16 protein-coding genes are annotated in these 21486 nt (G+C 37.6%); 4 read left to right on the forward strand and 12 right to left on the reverse strand.

What is annotated here, in order from left to right; genetic code table 11:
• Nucleotides 1–237: 237 nt before the first annotated feature.
• The 10 genes from H6G14_RS29470 to H6G14_RS29515 all read right to left on the reverse strand — a co-directional run bounded on the left by H6G14_RS29470 (nucleotide 238) and on the right by H6G14_RS29515 (nucleotide 14755).
• Nucleotides 238–585 (reverse strand): hypothetical protein, encoded by a 348-nt coding sequence (locus H6G14_RS29470; RefSeq protein ID WP_190572087.1) that lies wholly within the window; start codon nucleotides 583–585, stop codon nucleotides 238–240.
• A 45-nt stretch (nucleotides 586–630) separates the two neighbouring features.
• Nucleotides 631–1818, reverse strand: a complete 1188-nt coding sequence (locus tag H6G14_RS29475; protein WP_190572088.1) for a cysteine desulfurase family protein — start codon at nucleotides 1816–1818, stop codon at nucleotides 631–633.
• A gap of 32 nt (nucleotides 1819–1850) precedes the next feature.
• Entirely contained in the window at nucleotides 1851–2810 is a 960-nt protein-coding gene (locus H6G14_RS29480) for a phospholipase D family protein (RefSeq protein ID WP_190572089.1), read from the reverse strand.
• A 17-nt stretch (nucleotides 2811–2827) separates the two neighbouring features.
• Nucleotides 2828–4654, reverse strand: a complete 1827-nt coding sequence (locus H6G14_RS29485; protein WP_190572090.1) for an ATP-binding protein — start codon at nucleotides 4652–4654, stop codon at nucleotides 2828–2830.
• Nucleotides 4655–4800: 146 nt separating this feature from the next.
• Entirely contained in the window at nucleotides 4801–6276 is a 1476-nt protein-coding gene (locus tag H6G14_RS29490; protein ID WP_242054061.1) for a DEAD/DEAH box helicase, read from the reverse strand.
• 206 nt (nucleotides 6277–6482) lie between these two features.
• Nucleotides 6483–8786, reverse strand: coding sequence for a ParB N-terminal domain-containing protein (locus H6G14_RS29495; RefSeq protein WP_190572093.1), 2304 nt, complete (start codon nucleotides 8784–8786; stop codon nucleotides 6483–6485).
• Between the two features lie 2 nt (nucleotides 8787–8788).
• Nucleotides 8789–9472, reverse strand: a complete 684-nt coding sequence (locus H6G14_RS29500) for a GIY-YIG nuclease family protein (protein WP_242054062.1) — start codon at nucleotides 9470–9472, stop codon at nucleotides 8789–8791.
• Nucleotides 9473–9520: 48 nt separating this feature from the next.
• On the reverse strand, nucleotides 9521–10327 hold the full coding sequence (locus H6G14_RS29505) for a phosphoadenosine phosphosulfate reductase family protein (RefSeq protein WP_190572094.1): 807 nt from the start codon (nucleotides 10325–10327) through the stop codon (nucleotides 9521–9523).
• Nucleotides 10308–13814 carry a hypothetical protein gene (locus H6G14_RS29510; RefSeq protein WP_190572096.1) on the reverse strand — a complete coding sequence of 1169 codons (3507 nt, stop codon included), beginning with the start codon at nucleotides 13812–13814 and terminating at the stop codon, nucleotides 10308–10310. Before H6G14_RS29510 ends, H6G14_RS29505 begins: the two co-directional genes overlap by 20 nt.
• Nucleotides 13815–13822: 8 nt before the next feature.
• A complete protein-coding gene (locus tag H6G14_RS29515; protein WP_190572099.1) occupies nucleotides 13823–14755 on the reverse strand; it encodes a DUF4007 family protein in 933 nt (310 codons plus the stop codon).
• A gap of 127 nt (nucleotides 14756–14882) precedes the next feature.
• Here H6G14_RS29515 and H6G14_RS29520 point away from each other — a divergent pair, with 127 nt between their 5' ends.
• The gene (locus H6G14_RS29520) at nucleotides 14883–17132 is read left to right on the forward strand and encodes a DNA phosphorothioation-associated putative methyltransferase (RefSeq protein WP_190572101.1); all 2250 of its coding nucleotides are present in this window, start codon (nucleotides 14883–14885) and stop codon (nucleotides 17130–17132) included.
• Between the two features lie 79 nt (nucleotides 17133–17211).
• Here H6G14_RS29520 and H6G14_RS29525 read toward each other — a convergent pair whose 3' ends face one another.
• Both H6G14_RS29525 and H6G14_RS29530 read right to left on the reverse strand, forming a co-directional pair.
• Nucleotides 17212–18153 carry a hypothetical protein gene (locus H6G14_RS29525; protein ID WP_190572102.1) on the reverse strand — a complete coding sequence of 314 codons (942 nt, stop codon included), beginning with the start codon at nucleotides 18151–18153 and terminating at the stop codon, nucleotides 17212–17214.
• Nucleotides 18154–18284: 131 nt separating this feature from the next.
• Nucleotides 18285–18779: a helix-turn-helix domain-containing protein gene (locus H6G14_RS29530; protein WP_190572103.1), complete on the reverse strand. Its 495-nt coding sequence runs from the start codon at nucleotides 18777–18779 to the stop codon at nucleotides 18285–18287.
• Between the two features lie 163 nt (nucleotides 18780–18942).
• On the opposite strand from H6G14_RS29530, the gene H6G14_RS29535 reads away from it, so the two are divergent.
• The 3 genes from H6G14_RS29535 to H6G14_RS29545 all read left to right on the forward strand — a co-directional run.
• Nucleotides 18943–19971, forward strand: coding sequence for a hypothetical protein (locus H6G14_RS29535; protein WP_190572104.1), 1029 nt, complete (start codon nucleotides 18943–18945; stop codon nucleotides 19969–19971).
• 115 nt (nucleotides 19972–20086) lie between these two features.
• The gene (locus H6G14_RS29540; protein WP_190572105.1) at nucleotides 20087–20590 is read left to right on the forward strand and encodes a hypothetical protein; all 504 of its coding nucleotides are present in this window, start codon (nucleotides 20087–20089) and stop codon (nucleotides 20588–20590) included.
• A gap of 105 nt (nucleotides 20591–20695) precedes the next feature.
• A partial coding sequence (locus H6G14_RS29545) for a hypothetical protein (RefSeq protein ID WP_190572106.1) occupies nucleotides 20696–21486 on the forward strand: 791 nt, incomplete at its 3' end.

The raw sequence follows: 21486 nt of genomic DNA on the forward strand, positions 1-21486 counted from the left end.
CTACTTATCCTCTATACCACCTACTTAGACAGAACCTTGCCGTTAGATATGCCTGCCTTTATCCCTTGCTTAGTATTCTTGTACTATATTTAGATGCGTTTGCCCTGGAGTTAGCGAAGCTCTTCCCTTTGGAAAGCATATATTCCTGCTTGCTCCCTAGATTTACAAATCACTCCATCACCAGGAGCAATATCTTTGGCTTTAGTTATTAATTAGACACTCATCTAAATTAAACTATTAATTTATTATTGTTCGGGCGTTACCCCAGTGAAGCTGATACTGCAAAGCATCTAATATTGTTTCAGCCTCATCAACTGTTAATCCTTCTAAGAGAAAGCAAACATCATACAAATCTTGTGGAACATTATGTGGAATTACTAATTGGCATAGTGCATCTTCTACGGCTTCAGAAACTGGATATTCAGTTGAAGTATATTCTCTCTGTACTAGAACATAGGTTGAAAGTGTAATCCTGAGCAAGAGTTTAGTTTCTCTGCTGAGAACTTCAAGAGAATTACCGTATTTAACAACAAGCTGGTCAATACAATTGCTTTGCCCGTTGTAAACTACTAAATCTTTTGACATTTTTTTTTATTTTTTGGAACAGGATCTATGAATGGCTATCCTAATCTAAGAATACATAACTTGACGAGTCTGCTGAACAGCTGATGATAGAATTTCTGCTGCCTGTTCAATTTCCTCAAGCTTTGTAAATTTACCAATACCAATACGTAACGCACCATCAATAATGTCTGTTGGCAACTTCATAGCCTGGAGGACATGAGAAGGTGCTTGTACCCCTGATGAACAAGCTGCTCCTGTAGAAATCGCTAGTTTTTGACGGACTCTAGCAATAATTGCACTGTTGGGAACATCAGGAATAGAAATATGAAGGTTGCCAGATAATCGGTTGTCAACGTCACCATTAATAACTAAACCGGGAATTTTATCCAGTAACAAGCCTTGTAATTTATCTCTAAGGTTGGCGATCGCTTTTTCGTCTCCGTCCATTTCTAACATTCTTAAACGGCAGGCTTCCCCCAACCCAACAATGCCAGGAACATTAAGAGTACCTGAACGCAATCCTTTTTGATGTCCTCCACCAAACAAAATAGGATTGAGTTGAAGCCCTTTTCTTACAATTAAGGCTCCTGACCCTTTTGGCCCGTATAACTTATGTGCAGAAATCGCTAGATAAGTAATGCCCCATTCCTCAAAATTTATAGAGATTTTTCCTACCGCTTGAGAGGCATCACATAAAAAAGGGATGTTATATTTTTGAGCTATTTTTCCAACTTCTTGAATAGGATAAATATTTCCAACTTCGTTGTTTGCTGCCATTACACATAGTAATGAAATCCCTACAGCACAGACTTTCTCAAGATAATCTAAGTCTAATCTACCTTGTGAATTAACTTGTAAATTAATAATTTCAACTAGATTTTTTTTGACAAGCATATTGCAACTATCTAAAACAGCCTTGTGTTCAAGTGGCAAAACAGCTATACAAGGTTTGATTTTTGCAATGTTATTAATAGGTATACTACCTTGAATGACTAAATTAATACTTTCGGTAGCTCCTGATGTAAAAATTACCTCTTTAGATGATGCGCCAACTAATTTAGCAACATTGGTAGATGCTTGGGCAACCGCCTCTTTTGCTGAATCACCGTAAATATGATCAATGCTGCTAGCATTACCAAACTCTGTAGTCATATAATGTAACAACATTTCTGCAACCCGCTTATCGACAGGCGTTGTTGAATGATAATCTAAATATATATAATCAAGTTTGTTAGTACTAGTTATCTTTCTCATATTTTAATTAAGTTGAAATTCAAAAATAATCATTATGGACTTCTTTGAACACGGTAAAAAATTTCTGAGTGATTCGGAGTAAATAAAATGTAGCGATTAGGTAAAAAATAACGTAGCCAACGCATCAGAGTTTGCCAAGCATACTCTGCATTAAAATCAGGAACTGTTGCACATGGAAGCGAGGAAAGAAAATCACGTACTGCACCAAAGCGTTTTGGAGTTGCAATAAATTCATCAACCTGTCGTATTATTGGCATTTCTAGTAAAATAAGACCCAAGTAAGACTCAAAAGCATCTTTTGGCAAATTAGGAGTTAATGGTAATGTATGTATATCTAATAGTGCTGCTTTTCTACTAATTGTAGTTAACTTTTCTAATTGTCCAGAGTAGGCTAAATATAAATCTTCTGGATTACGTAATGTTGGCAACCAATAATTAATCTTAGCTTGTGCTTGGGCTAAATTTTCAAAACTTGATTCTTTTACTTCAACAGTAGGTAACGGTAATTGCTGCAAATGATGGTTTTTGAGAATTTCTATTGTTATAGACATTTGCTCAAATAAACCATCATCAATCTGAATACATCCTGCTAAAAGCTCAACCTCAAATGTTTTTAAATTATTATATGTAGCTGGAAGGGCTACGAGAATTTCAAAATTAGGATGATTAGACCATCCCAAAGCGGATGCAGTTAGATTAGCCGAACCTACAAGACATTCTTCGTCGGCACGATAGAATTTTGCGTGTAAGTTATGTTTTAACCAAAGTGAACAATTAGGACGTTCTTTAATAATATTCCATACTTCTAAATCACTTACACCAGATAAAATTTCTTCAGGATGCCAACGTGTTATACATTTAACTTTAACATCATTAGATATTTTTAAAAACAATTTTTCTAACACAGAAACTTTAATGAAAGGTGCAGCAAGTAAAATATCTTTATGAGCTTCTGCACATAATTTCTCTAACTGAATTGCGGGGAAAGTCACAAATAATCTATTCCAATTTACTCTTCTTTCTCTAAAAATTGTCTAGCAATGCGTCCCCAATCTACACGAGTATCTTGAGCGGCTTGACGACGTTTACCATCAGGTTGCTCATCTTCATATCTTGCCCAAGCCATTAATAAAAGTTTTAATCCCTCTAATGAATTAGTCAGACGATATCGTAATGTTTCTGGATCTACTCCATCTACATCTTTCTCTAGAATTTCTACTAAGTTTTTATAAGCAGGATGGTTAGTATTTAAGGTAACTATAATTGCACCACCTCTAGGTTTGACAGAAAAGAAAGCCGGCGTTTCTAAATCAGCTTCAGCAAATATGTACTTCAAGCCATCATCAATGGTAGTTGCAGCTAGCTGAACTGCTTGATTTTCTGTTAATCCTTCGTCAGTTAAGGTTTTTTCAATTACTTCTTGTCTTTCTTGTTTTGATAAAAGTTCTTGTTTATCACTTTCACCTGTATGTCCTTCTTTTTTTCTTTCTTGTGTAACAGCCGTTGCTACTTCTTCTGCTTTTGACCCAGAATGACGTTTTAAATTTCCGCGCCTTCCCTTAGTTTGTGCGTCTAAACAACTACGAATAATCCGAAGTTGGCTCTTAATTTTTTGGGAAATTTCTAATAGTGGGCCTCTTGGGTCGCCGTCTTCTTCAAACTCTGATTTTAGTTGAGTTATAGTTTTTCCATCTTTCAATAAAGATTCAATATCAATACTTAATAATTCACTAAAATTTCTTGCTGATTGTTTATTATTAGTTACGCCAAATAAGTCATCTAAGGCTGGTGGGAACTCAACCTCAATTCCCCACCATCTATCTGTTGGATCATAACCACTAACTAAGGTTTTATCAAGTTCAAGTTCACGTTCTGCCCTTACAACAGATATACCAACATTTTTAGCTGCGTGTTGTCCATGAGGGAGGCTTCCTGGCTGTTTTCCATCCAAAGGTTGGCGTGCTTGATCTTTTGCATAGGAAAAGCGTATTTTTACAGCGTGCTGTTGACCACGAAAATCTATTATTTTTTCAACTTCGTATGTATCTTTTCCTTCCCAATATTGGAACATTGAAGTACTATCATAAGGGGGTGGGCAAGATGTTCTTGCTATTAAATAACCAGGATCGTTAGGTAAAGCATACTTTTCAATAATTATATTAGTTAAGTTGTCGTAATCAAATGTTGTCATGCGGATAGAAACTCTACCACTATCTAAAAATCTGCGGTACATCCTGCCAATTAAGAGTTCAGAATTATCAATAATTGCTTTACCCGTTCTCCAAATACACTTGTCAATATTTGACCAAACTACTAATGTTCCACTTTGTCCAAAACTGTTACTAACTCTTTGCCAAATATTAGGAATTGCCTTTGGTTGTGGTTCTGGTACCTCGGTTTGTCGTTGTTGCTTTATTTCTTCTAAGTCTAAATAAGTATATATAGCGTTCTCTGTACCATTCTGCCAACTCCAAACCTCGACCTTTTGGCATTGAGAAACTGAAGAAGATGGTAACCCCATACCAAAGCGACCAATTCCTATATGCTTTGCGGCATCTAGATAAGTACCATTACCAAATTGCAATGCTAGACGGAGAACTGTAGCATCCATCCCACAACCATTATCTAAAACTGCAAGTTTATAGATTCGAGAACTACGGCGCTGATCAACTAAAACTTGCTTTTCGCCACAGAGAAGTTGGACTTCTGTTGCACCTGCTTGTATTGAATTATCCATCAATTCAGCAATTGCATAAGCTGCATTTTTATAGCCGTTGTCTCGCATAGCCTGTACAGCTAAGTGTGCTGGAACTATATCATGAGGATTGGTAGTCATAGGATTTACCTGATAACCTTAATTGAGTAGTTGATGTAATCGAGTTCTACTTCTAGGATTCCCTAAGATTGAAGCTCTGTATCAATTTAAACTTGAATTATATAAAAAATAAGTAAGTTATACTTAATAATTTCCTAAATTTTTTCTTAATGCCAAACATCTTCCCAATTACTAAAAGCTTCTTCAAGAGAACCAAATCCTCGTAAAGCGCTGTCAACAACGGTAACAATCTCCGCAGTTACATTACCACCTGCTTTTACACCCCGAATAGCCCGCCCAATCATTTGGCTGTAAAGGACAAGAGATTTTGTAGGACGCGCAATGACTGCTGCGCTTGTTCGAGGAGCATCAAAACCCGTAGTTAAAACGCCGTAATTACATATAATTTTGGTTTCATCAGAATCATCTTTAAAACTGTTAATTAACCGCGTTCGCTCCAGTAATGGAGTATCGCCAGTAACTACATTTGCCTGTAAACCCCTAGCTCTGAGTACCGTGGCAAGTAATTTTGAATGTTTTATTGAAATTCCAAAAATCAAAATTCTCTGATGACGTTTAACTAATTCTTCTACTTCTATAATAATGCTGAGATTTCTTTGTTCATCATCAGCTAACTGTTCTAAAATATGTTGAGGTATTTCTAACTCTTGTTGTATTCGCTCCAAATCTTTCTGTGTTAACTTCAAGCCGTTTTTATAAAATAAAGAGCGAAAATTGGGCTTTGCTAAATATTGCTCTGATATTAGGTAATCAACGGGATTGCTGTACCCCGAAACTTCAAGAGTTACTTTGTTTTTCGCAAAAAATTCTGATAATTCAGTATCTGCACTAATATCAGACCAAGTTCTACCAGGGGTAGCAGTTAAACCTAAAAGGGCTGTGTTTTCATAGGGTACTACAAGTGCATCAAGAACTAACTTATAAGTTTCTGCAATAGCTTGATGTGCTTCATCGATAATTACTAACGATGAAACTTTACCAAGTCTATTGATAAATTGTATGCTTTGCTTTGTACGATTATAAACTTTTGAAAGCCCTGCTACTACTATGCCATCTTCTAACTTATCTACATCTATTTCATGCTCACCCCAAAAACGATAGAGACTTACTTGGCGATCTCCTAAACATTGCCACGCTTTCTGAAATTCGGTTGCGGCTTGTTCACAAAGTTCTTCACTATACGCTAACCAAACAACTATAGTCGGTTCAATTGAGCGTAAATGATCAGCAATAATATTCATAGCGGTTCGAGTCTTGCCCGATCCTGTAGGCATATGCAGTAAAACCCGACGTGGCTCCTGCTTAAAATAATTTTTAACTTTTCGCGCTGCAATACGTTGATGGGCAAATAAGGAATAATTAGATGCTGCTAGTTCTAATGAAGACGGTTGAACTGAAACCTCTGCTTGTGGCAATTCCAATTCAAAGAAGTCAAATAAGGCACGCTCTCTGTTAGAACCATGACGTATTGATGTTTTTTTTAAAGTCTCAAAAATATCCCCTGTAAGCGGAACTTGCATAATTGTGGCTAGAATTTTAGCCTGTTCTGGACGTAGCAAATCCAAAAGCATGGCCCGGCTATCCTTTGTAAAAAGAAGACTAGCAGGAGTATGTAGTTCCATCAAAATTTCTCGTAGACGGCTAGGGGTTATGAGGCTAGGATCTAATAGCTTGATTAACCGGACAGCAGCATTTCCGAGTAAAAGTTGTAGTGTTCCATCGTCTGCTCTTGATAGCAAGTTATCAAATTGCAATCATACCCCCATTTATTTTCCTATTTTGCTTTTGGTAATAGTTTTAAACCAAAACCATATATAAGACAATTTTATTATTGTCCTTCATTTAGCGATTTTGTTAATATAATACGTTGGATAATTTTACTATGGTTAGCAAATTCACCTAAGCTAGCTTTAATATTATCTTCACATTTATCACGTATATCTTTACCTGTTTGTATTTCCTTTTCCTTAACAATTTCTTCGATTTCGTTTTCGCTTCTTCCTTGACCACGACATTCAGCTTTAATTAGATCAATTTCACGTTTGAAATCTGATGAGTTTAATCCTGCTTGGATAGCTTTTAAAATATATTCTTCCCGTAGTTTAAGCACACTCTTAATTAAACTTGGCAATTTATATTTATAAGCATCAGAAATTGTTGAATCAGCATCTCGATTTAATCGATCATATATTGCTTTGTAAGCATATTTTGAATGAACAATTTCTAAAATGGCATAACGAAAAAATACCCACTGTCTCTCATTTAGCTCTTTAACACCACTAAGTATTAACAGTTTTCTTAAACCCAAATTATTTGTATCAAATACTTTAATTCTCGATTCATTAACTAGACCATTCAGAGTATAATGCTCTACGTCTGAATTAGATGAGAAAAATATATTCAGGGCATCTATATAGAGGTTTGAAATAAATTTAATATGCTTAATACGATTATCATATGAAGTATTTGGCTCCAAAATTAGCTCGACAACTGAATGAATTGTCATTAAGTAACCAAGCTGAAAAGCTTGTGTAGATATCGTATCAAAAATAGACTTAGACCGCATTAGTAATTCTTTGATGTCTTCATCATTACCTTCTATTGAGAAGAACTTTTTATAATCAATATTAAACAACTGTGCTGCTCTAAGTTTTTTAATTTCGTCTTCCCGTTTATCAAGTGCTTTTACTACAGCATTCGCATCATTCAGCTGATTAGTAATATAATCTCCAACTGATTTTCCTTCATCGGTAAGGTCTTTATGTCTATCAAGCAAGCGTTGGCGATGCTCTTCAAATACATTTCTGACTCCACTACCTTCAAACATCAAACTATAACATTTACTTTGGATTAAATCAGCACGCGCATCTGAGTCAAGCAAGCGAGTACGCAATGCTCTCATTTCTGCATTTTGGACAGTAAATGGTTTAAATCGATCAAATAATTTGATCAAAGCTATATCAGAAATTGTTGCCAATAAATCAACTGCTAATTCGACCTCGCTAGGAGGATAATATTTAGCAGAGGTACGAGAAAGCGATTGCCACTTTTCTAGAAGTGTACCTCTTAAAATTTCTACAGGCCGAGCAGTGTTTTTTATACTTCTACCATCAGTAATATTAGATGGCTCATCAAAGTTAAAAGCATCTGGATTTCCGAATGCAACTGCTGCGTGCATTTTATATAAAGCAACAGCAGAAGAATATTGTAATTGACCTGATACAACTTGCTTACCTAAATCAGATTCAGAATCACCAAACGCAAAAGAATAAATACGTGCTATTGAAGAGCTTTCTTCACCTCTTCCTTTTAATTTTGATAGGGTTGTCCGCATCATTCGAGCAGCAAAGTCTTCGTCATCTAATAGCAATTCTCGTGATTGGCTAACTCGTTTTGCAGTTTTATTTACAACTAAAAATATTTCACGACATACTCTTTTTAAATCTATTCCTTTTTGTATATATTCTTGATTTGCTTCATGTAAATCGGGCAGAAAAATAATACATACAGGTAGCTCTATATGTTTAATTTGTTCTGCATTTAATGAAATGTGGTTATAAAAAGAGGCATAGCGATCAGCACCCCAGCTTTTATTGATTTGGCGATGTAAAGCTAAAATAGCCATCGCACGATGCTGCCCATCTGCAATGACAAATGCAGTTCTTTGGCGGTTATACTTGATTTCGCCAATTGGAGTAACTCTTTCTTCCAACTTTATTTTATTAAAATCAAATAAATCTCCAAAGGTAATAGCTTCTTCAGTTAAAATCTTTGGTTCTGGATAGTATGGCTGAATACCTGTATAGTTATTATTCTTAGGAACAAGAACTGCAAGTATAGGTGGAAAAAATCGCGCTGATGCTTCTTTCTCTCCTAGCAAATAGGGAATAAGGTCATGAGCGACACGAGAATCATCAAGGTCACGCTGCAATAATTCATCGAACGTTAGCTCTTCTATATCAAATACTTCGCGCCAAGGTACCATTTGAGAAGCAAGCTCATTTTCCCAGGTTCCCTCGGAACCAGGTTTCATTTTTGTTAATAGAAACTGAGCGCGTACACGATCTCCGTCTGAGCCAACTGTAAATTCACCATAAGTACCATATACTGGACTTTTCTGTACACCAAACATTTTTAACGCCTCCCACAAATTGGATCTGCCACTAACTGTAAAAGTCTTTCTAATGCTTGCCTTGCTGCTGTATCTTGGTTCGGTTCATCACTATCAGGGCCAATGTTCTGAGGAAGTGTAGTAGTAGGAAAAATGTTTACAACCAAATCTCGTGCAGCTATTTGTCTGACCCTAGCTTCAAGTGCAAATGTGTGAGATAGACTCAAACGCTGCATAACAGAGTCCACCGTAGCTTGGGGATAAGCTGTTAAATGTCTACTTACTGGGTGGTTGTCATCCCACATTTCTGTTAAAGATAAATAATGTTGACGATACACCCTCTTGTGTAGGTTTTTTGCTATGCCAATATAAATTGGTCGAGTAAAAATTTGTACTGCATTTGATTTAAAAAAATCTACAAAAAATTTATTGGCGTTAGCGATCACCTCATCTAAAACCTTTGACGCTGTTTGCTGCTGAACGCCACAGACTAGATTTAGAGGTGATGTCGATATCAATCGAACACCATAACGCATCTGTATACTTGTCGAAATCTCAATTTTTGTTCCTAAGAGAGACGATAGGGTTTTACTTATAGCCTGTTCATCGACTACGCCAGGTTTATAGTACCAAGCGTATAAACCTTGCTGATGTGGGATGCGTGCTATTTGAGAACCTTGATATTGCGTTTGAGTAGTTATATCCATAAATTGATTAATTAGCTACTCTATTGTACCCAGTAATAATCCTGTTATTTACAGGTGACAAGCAAAACAAGGTTGTTCATCATCTTCACTGTCAAGAACTTCTTCTAAAGCTTCAGCAAGAGTTTTATTTGGTGTCTTTTTTTTCTCCTTAGCTATTGCTTTTTCATGCTCGGCAATAATTTCATGTTTCCGAGAAAGTAGTTCTAACAGTGATTCTCCTTCAGACCATGTAAAACGCCTGCCATCACTGTGTTGTCTTTCATACTTAACAGCCTCAGCAAATAACTCAGGATGTTCCTGAGCCAGCATTACCCACTCATACTTACGTTGAAAGAAACAAAAGAAACAGCCTGAGCGGCTACGCCATTGATAATATTTTGGTAGTCCAATTCCACTTTCTTCAAGTATACGGATGATATCAGCCTTAACTAAGCCATGTTCTTTAAAAGGGAAAACAGGTTTAATGTTAGGTTTCCTGGAAATATACCCCTCTCTATTTTCGTCAGCACGAATCCCAACGTAACTAATAGCCTCATCACTCCCCACAAACTCCTCTAAAGGTTTAATTTTCATCTTGACAGTACACCAACGCATTTGAGGTGAAGGCAGCAAACCATCATGAATTGCTAGCCAGTGGTCAAAGCCCCGTTTTTCACTAAGATAATGAATTTTAATGCCAAGACGTGCTTTAATACGCTCAAGATATTCATAGGTTTCTGGTAACTCTTTGTGAGTGTCGCAGAAAAAATATTCCATTTTAATTTCTGGGTATTTCTGACGCATTAGTACCGCTAATGCAGTACTATCTTTACCGCCAGACAAACCCAATATGTGCCTAACTGGTTTTTTGTTCATGTTCTCGCTCTTTACGTTTAGCTCTAACTTGAGAATCGTTATCATTAAATGTTGCACTTAGCACACGCTCTGTCAACTTAGCAACAACAGCTTGATGTAATTGCGGATTATCATATTTTTTCAAGATTGCCAAAATTTCTTCAAATACACTATCAATTTGAAGTTGATTTTCATTATCAAACCAGACTAATGAATGAGTTTCTTGTCCATCTGGACGTGTAACAGTTATTTTACGTGCTTCAAAGCCTTCCGAAGTTCGAGTTTGAGAATCTTTTTGCAAAGCTTCAAGATTTTTGAACCGTCGAGCAAGATCGGAAAGTTTTAGTTCAAAATTTGTGGCATCTTCATCTGTCCAAGATTCAGCAGGCTTGTCAGCAACGATCATTAATAATGCTTCTAACCACTCTGTGTCGGTAGCATTTTCATCTACTGCTGCTTGTACAAAGCTTCTAACTCGACGTTCTAATACTTGACCACTTAAATAACTAGCCCTAACCCGCAAATCTTCTCGTAATTTTTCTTCACCACTACGTACTGAAAAAGCTGCATACAGAAGGGATTGGCACTCACTAAGTAGACGGTCATAAGCTGTTTGAATCTCGTGCAATGATGCAACAAGCTTTTTTCGCAGAGTTTTTGCTACTGTACCATCATCCTCTTCACCAGCTACAATCGGATTAAGCCCACACGCTAAAGGTAATGAAGTAAATAAAAGTTCGTCTGGTTCTTGCGCTTTCTGTAAGTTTTGCAAAACTGCCAATGCTTCATTACTTAAAAGTTTTGTTTTAATAGTGTATGATGGCAGCTTTTTAACAAATTGAAATAAAGGTTTTACAACAACTAGTAAAGTTGAGTTTCGTACACCTCTTGCTTTAGTAATATTCTGCTGACGTAAAATTAACTCAAGCTCCCTAAAGACTTGTGAACGCAGTCCGATGACTTCAAAGTATTTAACACCAAACCTGGATGGTTCTTTTAGCAATAACTCGAAATGCTCAGAACCTAAAACTGGAATAAATGTACTATCTTTATAAACGCCCACATCTTCAACGTGATACAGCAAAACTGCTGCTATCAGTACTGGAATAACCCCACGCTTTACACCATATGGAGGAGCTTCTAAAATTTTGTAGAGCTTATCTAAATTTTGTATTTTGTCTTTAGCCTGCAAACAAAAATCATTTATGACTTGCCAAATTGTAGCTATACCAGATTTATCATAAGGTGGATAAAATCCCCAGTCTCCATTCTCCTGACGGTGAATACCCGTTTCACTAATTACAGAATAATACATAGCAACTTCAGGCCCAAACCCTTCTAAGCAAAGCCTTTCACGATCTTGCTTTTCTAACATTGCTTCGATTAGTTCTCTCCGGGCTTTAGCACCTTGAGAAGTCAACTCACGTCTATTTATCAATTCATTCCTAAGTTTTAAACCTAGATGATAACTTTCATCGCATACATCTGATAGCTTGGCATTAAAATCTGTAATGTAATTGACTTTTTCTTTCTTACCTCTAAACCAACATATATTATTTGTTGCTACATCGAAAGTTTGAGTAATAGTTTCATCCAATAACTTTTCTGCTTGTATTAAGCGGTAGCGTACTTCCTGTCTTGCAACACCATCACTTTGCAACTCAGCAGCAGTAGTTTGAATTTTCTTTAAGGCTGCAAATTCTCTAGCTCTAATCCGCAATATATCTAATCTGGATGGATAAAGTACAATCAATGGCTTACCATCGGCTGTACTTGCTGGGATATGTGTTGGGTCTACTTCATCTACCCAATAAGCTATTAAACCATCACAATCATCACTGGAACAACATAATTTAGTCAAATCTTTCAATCCATCTACATAACGCCTTTCAAAGTAACGTAAAGTACCTGTTTGATAACTATGACGTTGAGCAACTATAGGTTTAAGAGGACGAATATCAGAAAGAAGATTAACTAAAGGAGAACGTTCTTTCTCTAAATAATTTGTTAATTCAATGTCAACATTAAAGTCTGAACCTTGCCAAATTCGTAATTCATCTAATTGACGACGATATGTGATAATCCCCTTTTGAAGAAGATTTTCAATCACTTCTTCCCAAAGCTTCTTATTTTCATCTAAGATATTATCACGCATTGCCATTGTTACTAAATTACGAGTTGCTCTCATTGCACCTGTAGTAGTAACAAGATTTAAAATTCCAATAGTTTTTAATACCCGTAAGCTATCAATGTCTTTACCTTTAGCATCATCAATTAAATTTTTAATTTCTACCCAACGCTGAAGGTTTGGACGTGAGCCTAACCCAGAACCAACTGCTTCGATGAAATAATCATAAACTCTATCTAATTTTAAAACTGGTAAACTTATATTATCAATATGAGTCTCTTTTAAAAAACTCTTAAAAGAGTATGGCTCATCACTTGTCAAAAAAGTAAATAGAGAACGATCATTTTGAGCATATCTTGTACACAGCATTGGCATTACTAATGCTGTAATAGGATGCAAAGGATAAGTATCTGCTAAAATCTCATGTGTGTAATCATCCTTTATTTCATCTGGTAGACTTTCTATCCAGTTTTTCGTTTGTTCAGCAATTACTCCTTGATGATTTATGGCCTTTGATTGGTCAATTGCCTGCCCAATTAACCTCATCATTTGTGTTGGCGAATCTTTAAATGGAATATCCTCAAATCTACCTTGGATCTTTGACCATTCATTACGTTGTACGGAAGCTAGCCTTTCACTATAATCTGCAAATGCTTGGTGTAACAAACCTATTATATAGATTTGATACCCTTTATCTTTTGGCAGTTCTGCTAACTGTTGTAATAAATATAAATCTTCTGCACCTTGATTTTGAACAGCAAACTCAAGATTTTTACCTAACTCATCAATAACTAGGACAATTCCTGTAGAAGCAGAATTAGCGACTTCTCTAATCAAACTAGGTATTTCTTTACTATCTATAATTTTTCCATCTGCAACCTGCGCTCCAAGGTCTACTAGTTTTCTTGCTACTTTAATTTTATTAATCTGCTGGCGCGACCAAAAAGTTTCAGCGCCTCGCTCTAAAGCTCGAACAATAGTATTACTTAATGGTTCTCGTTGTGCAGTAACTACTGCCCTAAATAAACCTTGGGTAGGTAAAGTGTTTTGGATTGCTAAATATTCAGAACTATCAGAACCAAATGTTTTTACTACAATTTCAAGAGCAACTTGGTGCGATTGGCTGTTTAAAGGAGCGCATAAGGAAACGAAAAAGTGAGCAAACGCAGATTTTCCAGTCCCGTAAACACTTGTTACAGTCCAAGCACGATTCTCTGATTTCCCAGTTAGTCCAGCTAATATTCGTTTAGTTGCATCTACTGACCTTTCAGTCAAAATATAACCCTGCAAGGACTCAATCTTATCAAAGTCTCGCTCAAGGTTAATAGAACGAGAATAACGACGTTTGAGGCTAAAATAATCAGATAAGGCTTTGTTCATCGATCTGTCTAACTAACCCTGTGTTTATAGTACTTATCTAAAATATCCTTTGCTAAAGCTTCTGGCTTGGATGTAAAGGAAAATTGAATTAGCCCTGATGAATCAGAAAGTGAAATCGAGGTTGACCACCTAGCAACTTGTTCAATGGCATCACACACAGCACTTTCTGAAAGTTTGAAAATCATTCCAGGACTGCCGATATCGTAAACTAGACGGGAAATAGAAATAGTTCTCTGCTCACGTCCTACAAAGCTGGCATACTCAAGACAGGCAGCAACTAATATTTCTGCTGGTAAGTTTCCTTTATAACCAACTCGAAAAGTAAAATGCCGTGAATCTGCTGCGGTATGAATGATTCCTAGTTGAGTAAAAGGACAGTCTAAACTTTCTTCTGTTATACCTACCTTAGTAGTTGCCTGTTCTACATACATTCGCAAAATACAGGATACATCTTTCTTTAAGGATGATTCAGCAATACGTGGTGCAATACTATCTCTGTAAGTACACAAAGCATTAAATAAATCATCTTGTGAAAATTCGTTTTCTCTAAAAATATTAAAAGTAAAATACCAAGCAGCTGCATTACAACTTGGTTTTAGCAAGTTCCAGTGTAAAAGCCACAGTGTTGCAGGATCTTCTAAAAAGATATCCCAGCCATCTTCTCCTAATAGAACATTACCAAACTCTGACGGTTCATCATTCTCTAACACCTTAAAAGCATTGCACCAGTAGCGAATAGCGCTTACCATGTTTTTCCCAACACCTAATCTTACAGGTGCATCCTCTTGTAAAAAGATTTTGGGATTAACTTGAGCCATATCAAACCCTTTTTTTATCCACCCATAACGTGGATGAAATGTCTCATGACGGGCAAAAGCTGGATTGACATTAGTTATTTCCTTAACAATGCCATCTAAGTTGAGGCTGATTTGTTTAACCATAAATATTTCTAGACGTTAATAGAATAACTAATAAAATTTATTAAGATTCCAACTATTATAAGAAAATCCATATTAAGTGATATTTGATTGAGCGGTTAACAAACGGATACTATCCAGTAAATAAGCAATGGTTCAGCATAATGGCAGCTTTAAAAAGCCAGAGGAGACTTCTTTAATAAAAGAAACCAAGGTTTCTAATATACATGAACTAGGCAGTGTTGCAAATATGAATTTAAGTGAACAGCATCAACTTATACTTGAAGCAAGCATGATAGCTCAAGCTTGCAAGCTCTGTCCAGTTGGTAAGCTACTGCCAGATGCTTTTTATATTCATATTTCAGCACTCAGTACTCTAGAACCTCTGTTACAAGAATGCGAAAGTTTAGCTAGAAGTGCCTGTCTTGAAACTGGAACATCAACAGTTGTAAAATTTAATACTAAAAAACCTATAATTTCTTACTTATTCTATCCAGATTTTGATATTGACGCGCATCCAGCTTTAAAAGCAAGCATTCAAGTTGATCTGAAAACTTTAGAAGTCACTCACAGAGACTACAGTAACTCTAACAATCCTCCTATTCTTCATCGCAAAGAAACGTTTGTTACTAGTCAATACCCTTTACATCAGAAGTTTGCTGAACTTACTCACGCTGAAGAAACTTTAGGTTTGCTTAACAATTCCAAAACCATCGGCACAAGAAAGGGATGGCAACAGCGTCTACAAGCTTATAATGTCGAAATTGAAGGACATCGCTTAATTCAACGTCAAACAGTAATTAGTAACTATGAATTTCGGACACAGCAAATAGAGCGCCATAAAGCGGCTATTGTTCGTAATGATTTATCCCGCCCTGTACGTTTAGCTTTAGAAGCGAACTTATTTACACCAGATACAACTTTTTTTGATTATGGTTGCGGTCATGGGGGTGATGTTAAACGCATTGCTCAACAAGGATTTACCAGTATGGGTTGGGACTATTACTACTGCCCTGATAATCCTCAAATTCCTGCTGATATCGTTAATATTGGTTATGTGATTAATGTTATTGAAGATACAGGTGAGCGACGAGAAGCTTTGGTCAAAGCTTGGGAACTCACCTGTAAAGTATTGCTTGTTGCTGCTCAAGTTACACTGGCTGATACAAATAAAGGTACAGTTGCGTATGGTGATGGAGTAATCACTACCCGTAATACATTTCAAAAATATTACGAGCAGGAAGAACTAAAAATCTACATTGACCAAGTACTTGGTGTTAATGCTATTCCTGTAGCATTAGGCGTGTATTTTATTTTTCGAGATGAGGCTCAAGCTCAGTTATTTCGTGCCTCTCGCTTCCGTTCTCGTACTACAACGCCTAGAGTCTGTTCTCGTATTAAGCGATTTGAAGATTATCAAGAACTACTGACACCTTTAATGTCTTTTGTTACCGAACGTGGTCGTCTTCCCAGTAAAGGGGAATTAACACAGGAAGCTGATATTAATGCGGAATTTGGCAGTTTGCGGCGTGCATTTCAATTAATTCTGCAAGCTACGGATGCCAAAGAATGGGAGGAAATTGCTGAAAAACGACGGCAAGATTTAATGGTTTATTTAGCTCTGTGTCAATTTAATCATCGGCCAAAATTAGGCGAATTAGCACTAGAAGCTCAAGAAGATATCCTAGCTTTATTTGGTACATACAAACAAGCTTGGCTAAATGCTGACCAAATGTTACGTAGTTTAGGAGATTTAGAAAATATTGCAAAATGTTGCCAAAATAGCCCAATTGGAAAAAATTTCTCTAATTCTTTGTGGATACATATCTCTACAATACAAAAACTTGACCCGCTACTACGTCTTTATGAGGGATGTGCTAGCCGAGCTATAGGAAGTTTAGAAGAAGCAAATGTAATTAAATTCCACAGTAATAAACCAAAAATTTCTTATTTATTTTATCCAGAGTTTGATGATAATCCTCATCCCGCATTACAAACCAGCATGGAAATTGACCTACGTGATTTGCGGGTAACTTACCGTGACTATAACACTGACGATGACCCACCAATATTACATTGCAAGGACGCTTTAGTTGATACTGATTATCCGCTTTATGAGCAGTTTGCCAAGCTAACTCGCAAAGAAGAAGATTGGGGGTTACTCGATGATTGGCGACTTATTAGTCATCGCTCTGGTTGGCTCAGATGTCTTAAAGAAAACTGTGCAATCCTTAAAGGATATCAATTATCCTGGCAAAAGGATGCTGATCCATACAAGCTTAAGATATTGCGTTCTGCTGCTCAAAGTCGTCAAAGAAAAAGACGTAATAGCAACAAAAATAAATCCCCTGAAGCAACCCCTTTTATCACTGATGAGTTAAATGAAAGTTCAATCAGCTAGGTTATTAAAATGTAGCTCACATCAAACTTACATATGTGTCAATTCACAAGCTTTTTCAGTTTCAGAAATTGTATACAATTTAAGCTATAACATCATATTCTAGCTCAATCAAATTCAATAGCTTATCTTCCATAGCAGTAAGATAAGGACGATTCAACTTTCCTAATGACTGCAACAGATTTTTCACTGTCTCTTCCAATGATTCAGAATATATTCTATTGAGGCGATCGCAAATCTGTTGCATCTGCTCACACTCCTGGGGTAGATAATCGAACGACTTCAGATGCTTCAGCCCAACCGTCAGTTCTGTATCCCAAGTTCTGAGGGTGCAACTGAACTCCCCCACATGAGTCACGATACCCCAGCAGCATCCTTTACCCCTAAGTTCGGGATTGTCCTTTGCTAAGATTTGGCACACTTCTCCAATGTGGTAGCTGTTGGTTACTTGGGTACGTTCCATAATACGCTGCACCACATCAGTTACTATTCTGGCACTGGGAACTTTGCCACCAGCCTCCTCCACAGCCTGTTGCCATGCCTGTTCCTGTTCTTGGGGTTCTAGCTTAGTAAGAGGACGAACTTGACGTTCCGTCGTTGGCAGAACTTGTGTCCTGTTGGTTGTCAAATCTTCATTAACTAGATTTTGACAACCAATGGTTGTCAAATTTTCGTAGACCTCGGCTGCTGCAATTAAATAATTCGACTGTTGCCGACTGTGAGCAAATCTATCACGGCAATATTCCTCAAATGTCCGGTGAGTTGAGCGATACAATCTGCGATCGCGTAATTCCCTTAACGCTTTACCTGCCTCGAAAAAGGCTCGTTCCACCTTCCGTTCCAAAAGCAAGCGATCGCTTTGTTCCTGTTCACTTAATTCAGGAATTTCAATAGCAGTAACGGTAATGGTTGCGTTAGCGGGATTATCTTGGTCAAAGTTATTGTTATTAGAATTATTCGCTGGTGTTGAATTACTGAATGTAGTGGAGGTAGCTTTTTTACGTTTAGAAGGTGGTTGATTCATAGTTCCACCTCTCTAGTTAAGTAAAAGTATCTCAGAAGCAATTGCAACGTAGATATTAGATATAACAGAGAACTGCAATGGCTTCTCTAGCGCTAAACCCAAGAAGATAAAGAAGATAGCAGATTTAATCATCAAACTGCTTCTTCCTCAAACAAATCTTCTACGTCGCATTCCAGCACTTTACATAGCCTTGCTACTTTTGCAAAAGTTTCTGCTCCTTTGCCATATTCCCAATTTCTAATCGTTGAAGTGTCAACTCCAACTAAATCACCCAGTTGTTTCTGAGTTAAACCCATTTTTTCTCTTAAAGCTGCAATACCCCTTTTAGGTGCTTCCGTTTGGTTCAACGGAGGTTTGAACACTTTTATTAAGGCATTCTCTAACTTTCTGAGTAATTCAGCTTCGGTTCTAATGTACGAGATTTTTACGCCTTCAAGACGACTTAAGGCTTCCAGCTTAGGATGGTTTTTCCACTTTAGCCTTAAATTCTCAGACATACCCACGTAAAGTACCGAATTATCTTTATCGATTGCCAAGTAAACACAGGGTTCATCAGGCAATACATTTCTGTCTTCAAGCGCCACAAATGGCAACTCCCATAAATTTACATCTTCCATATAAACCATAACTTTTTAGCGCTTCCTTTGTAATATACGTGCTAATATATTAGCGCTAATAGCTAAATTTTTCTTGACAGCGCTAACTTTTTAGCGCATAATAGATATTAAAGAAAGCGCCCTGACTGCGAATCTGAAGCGCTTTCTTAGTCCTTTTATAGACTAATCAATTATGACTCACCCGATATACACTCATCAACACCTACAACTGAAATCCATAGCCCGACTCAAGCAAATCTACAGCGAGATCGGCTGCACCCTTGAGGTAGGCGACAGACGTTGCAAGGATTCTTGGATTAGCGCGATCGCCAACTACCAATCCACCCAAGTTCACAAAGTTGACGAACAAGCGATGCCTCCGGCAACGTCATGGACGAACGCCCAAGAAGAACTAGAGAATTTCATTGCTGACCAAGCCGAAGCTGTAGCTCCCGAAGAACTGACCACCCAAGAAGTCAACCATCACCACTTTGAAATTTATGCAGGCAAAAGACTCATTGCCTACATCAGCTACGACAACAGCGAATATGTAACTCAACCCTGGTTGGTAATGGTAAACGGTGAAGAAAAATTCCGTCACACCGCCATTTCTCAATGCCACCGCTTCATCGAATGGCATCACAAGGATGGAACACTCAACCCACCAATCCCAGACGAAATCCCAGAAGTCCCCACCATTGCTGAAATCTGTTTCTATGAGCAAGAAGCATTTGCTGATGAGGAATTAATAGCCAGCATCAGCTTTGACTCGGACAATCACGAAGACTTGTACTGGCGAGTCATAATTAACGGACAAGAGATTTTCCGCGACACCACCGCCCCCAGATGCCAAAGCTACGTTAAGCAGCAGTACCAACAAGGCACACTGCCACTACAAGAAGCATTTGTAGAACCTGACGCAACAGAAAACGAAATCATGGCTCAGATTGCGACTGGTTGCGAACAGTTAGGCTTGGAATTGCTTGACGATGGGATTTACCACAACGACAAAAGACTAGTGGAATTTGTCTACAAGAACGGCGTTTGCTGCTATGTACAAGCTTCTTTAGAACCCCAGCAAATAGTCCCTGAATTGCTATCTGAGGATTTGTCTTGCGAGGAAATGCTAGACAAACCCTTTCACTTGCTCACATTTGAACAGTGGGAAAGATTGCGAGAGTATGAACCAGCGTCAGAGAGTCGGGAATTAGTCGCAGTTTAAAGGAAAAGTGGGCTTCGTCGCCCACTCAATTTAACTGTTTAGTTGCTCCCAATATAAACACTTACCTGCTCGTTTCTACAGAAAGCATCAATTCAATTAGTTCCATTTCAAAATCATGCAACCCACCATTAGCATACCCAAGGGCTGGGATTACCCCAGATTTACGTTAGGACAGCACACAAAGCAAGGGCTAATCATCGGTATCCAACACTATCCTGCTGATACTCTTTTGGCACACGAATACGGTACAGGCTGGCGTTATACGGTAATGGCTGACGAAAACTCAGAAGAAGTTTGCTCTTACTTTGACGACCAAATGCAGGCGCTTTCTGTTGCAGAACTTCAGGCACAGTTGCAGGCGGAAGTTGAAGAGCATCAACAGCAGATAACAGCACTTCAAGAACAGTTGGGAGGATTAACTGATGTCTATATCAGCCTCATTGAATTAGTTAAAGCTAGTCAATATTTAATATCTAAAATTGCTAAACACCCAGATTTTTTAGCACTTCGCTATCATCCCGATTTAAGCATTGGTGACGCGCAAACTGCACTGTCTTATCTCAAAGATGAGCTAGAAACTAATCAACAGTCTGCTAATACAGCTAATACTTGCGATTAGAAGAAACTCGCCCGAAGTGCCTGTAATTAATTCGGGCGATCGCTAGTATTGTTGAACACTGCATCTTACTACAGGAAACCTATTATTGCACAGTAGAGGTAAACTATGTCCAACGAAGTAAAACTAGGTCTTTGTAATCCTCCTGAACCAATTTATCTATACGTAAAGAATGGGGAATCAAGTGGTGAAACTTATCTCTGGTATCACTACAATATAGAACAAGATAAAACTATCCCCGTACAGCCAAGAGGATTAACTGGTTATTTATCAGAAGTACGAGTGACTGCTAAAGAATACAAAGGTAGGGACAGTATTAAATTAGATATCGTTGTCTCTGCCGATGAAGTGTATATCATCAGAACTGGCATAGACACCAATTTTGCGAAGACCTTTTTACTAGCAGCTTCGCAAGTTTACGACTTTTCCAAGCCTCTAGTTATTGCGGCTACAAGCGGTGATGAGAATACAGTCTTTTGTCGGCTTTATGATGCGACAAGTAAAGTTAGAGTCCGCAGCGAATGGAACCCGAACGCTGATTGGTTCTCAATCATTACTGAAATCCAATCTCGTTTGGGTGGAACACTTTCATCTGCTCCACTAATGCCAGAACAACAAACACAACCCAAATCCATAGCACATCCTCAAGATTTGCGTGTGAAATATATTCGCACTTTGTTGAATTATCCCCTTGATTTAGTCAAAGAATATTTGCAGTTTCAAGAAGTTAGTAGCCCCAGTCAATTACCCATTAGCAAGATTGATTCTCTGGTAAAAACCATGTGTTTAGGATGGGCAGCAGACAAAGTTGATAATTCCAATCAGGCTGAAGATTCATATCAGCAGCAGGTAGTTGATGTAGTTGCTACTGGTGATGATGAATTGACAGCAATCAAGAC

Source organism: Nostoc parmelioides FACHB-3921, from assembly GCF_014696625.1.
Lineage (GTDB): Bacteria > Cyanobacteriota > Cyanobacteriia > Cyanobacteriales > Nostocaceae > Trichormus > Trichormus parmelioides.

Coding starts and splice junctions, on each gene's coding strand:
- H6G14_RS29470 (WP_190572087.1), bottom strand. CDS start 585: ATGTCAAAAGATTTAGTAGTTTACAACGGGCAAAGCAATTGTATTGAC.
- H6G14_RS29535 (WP_190572104.1), top strand. CDS start 18,943: ATGACTCACCCGATATACACTCATCAACACCTACAACTGAAATCCATA.
- H6G14_RS29520 (WP_190572101.1), top strand. CDS start 14,883: ATGGTTCAGCATAATGGCAGCTTTAAAAAGCCAGAGGAGACTTCTTTA.
- H6G14_RS29490 (WP_242054061.1), bottom strand. CDS start 6,276: ATGGAACTACATACTCCTGCTAGTCTTCTTTTTACAAAGGATAGCCGG.
- H6G14_RS29495 (WP_190572093.1), bottom strand. CDS start 8,786: ATGTTTGGTGTACAGAAAAGTCCAGTATATGGTACTTATGGTGAATTT.
- H6G14_RS29505 (WP_190572094.1), bottom strand. CDS start 10,327: ATGAACAAAAAACCAGTTAGGCACATATTGGGTTTGTCTGGCGGTAAA.
- H6G14_RS29540 (WP_190572105.1), top strand. CDS start 20,087: ATGCAACCCACCATTAGCATACCCAAGGGCTGGGATTACCCCAGATTT.
- H6G14_RS29515 (WP_190572099.1), bottom strand. CDS start 14,755: ATGGTTAAACAAATCAGCCTCAACTTAGATGGCATTGTTAAGGAAATA.
- H6G14_RS29500 (WP_242054062.1), bottom strand. CDS start 9,472: ATGGATATAACTACTCAAACGCAATATCAAGGTTCTCAAATAGCACGC.
- H6G14_RS29475 (WP_190572088.1), bottom strand. CDS start 1,818: ATGAGAAAGATAACTAGTACTAACAAACTTGATTATATATATTTAGAT.
- H6G14_RS29530 (WP_190572103.1), bottom strand. CDS start 18,779: ATGGTTTATATGGAAGATGTAAATTTATGGGAGTTGCCATTTGTGGCG.
- H6G14_RS29510 (WP_190572096.1), bottom strand. CDS start 13,814: ATGAACAAAGCCTTATCTGATTATTTTAGCCTCAAACGTCGTTATTCT.
- H6G14_RS29485 (WP_190572090.1), bottom strand. CDS start 4,654: ATGACTACCAATCCTCATGATATAGTTCCAGCACACTTAGCTGTACAG.
- H6G14_RS29525 (WP_190572102.1), bottom strand. CDS start 18,153: ATGAATCAACCACCTTCTAAACGTAAAAAAGCTACCTCCACTACATTC.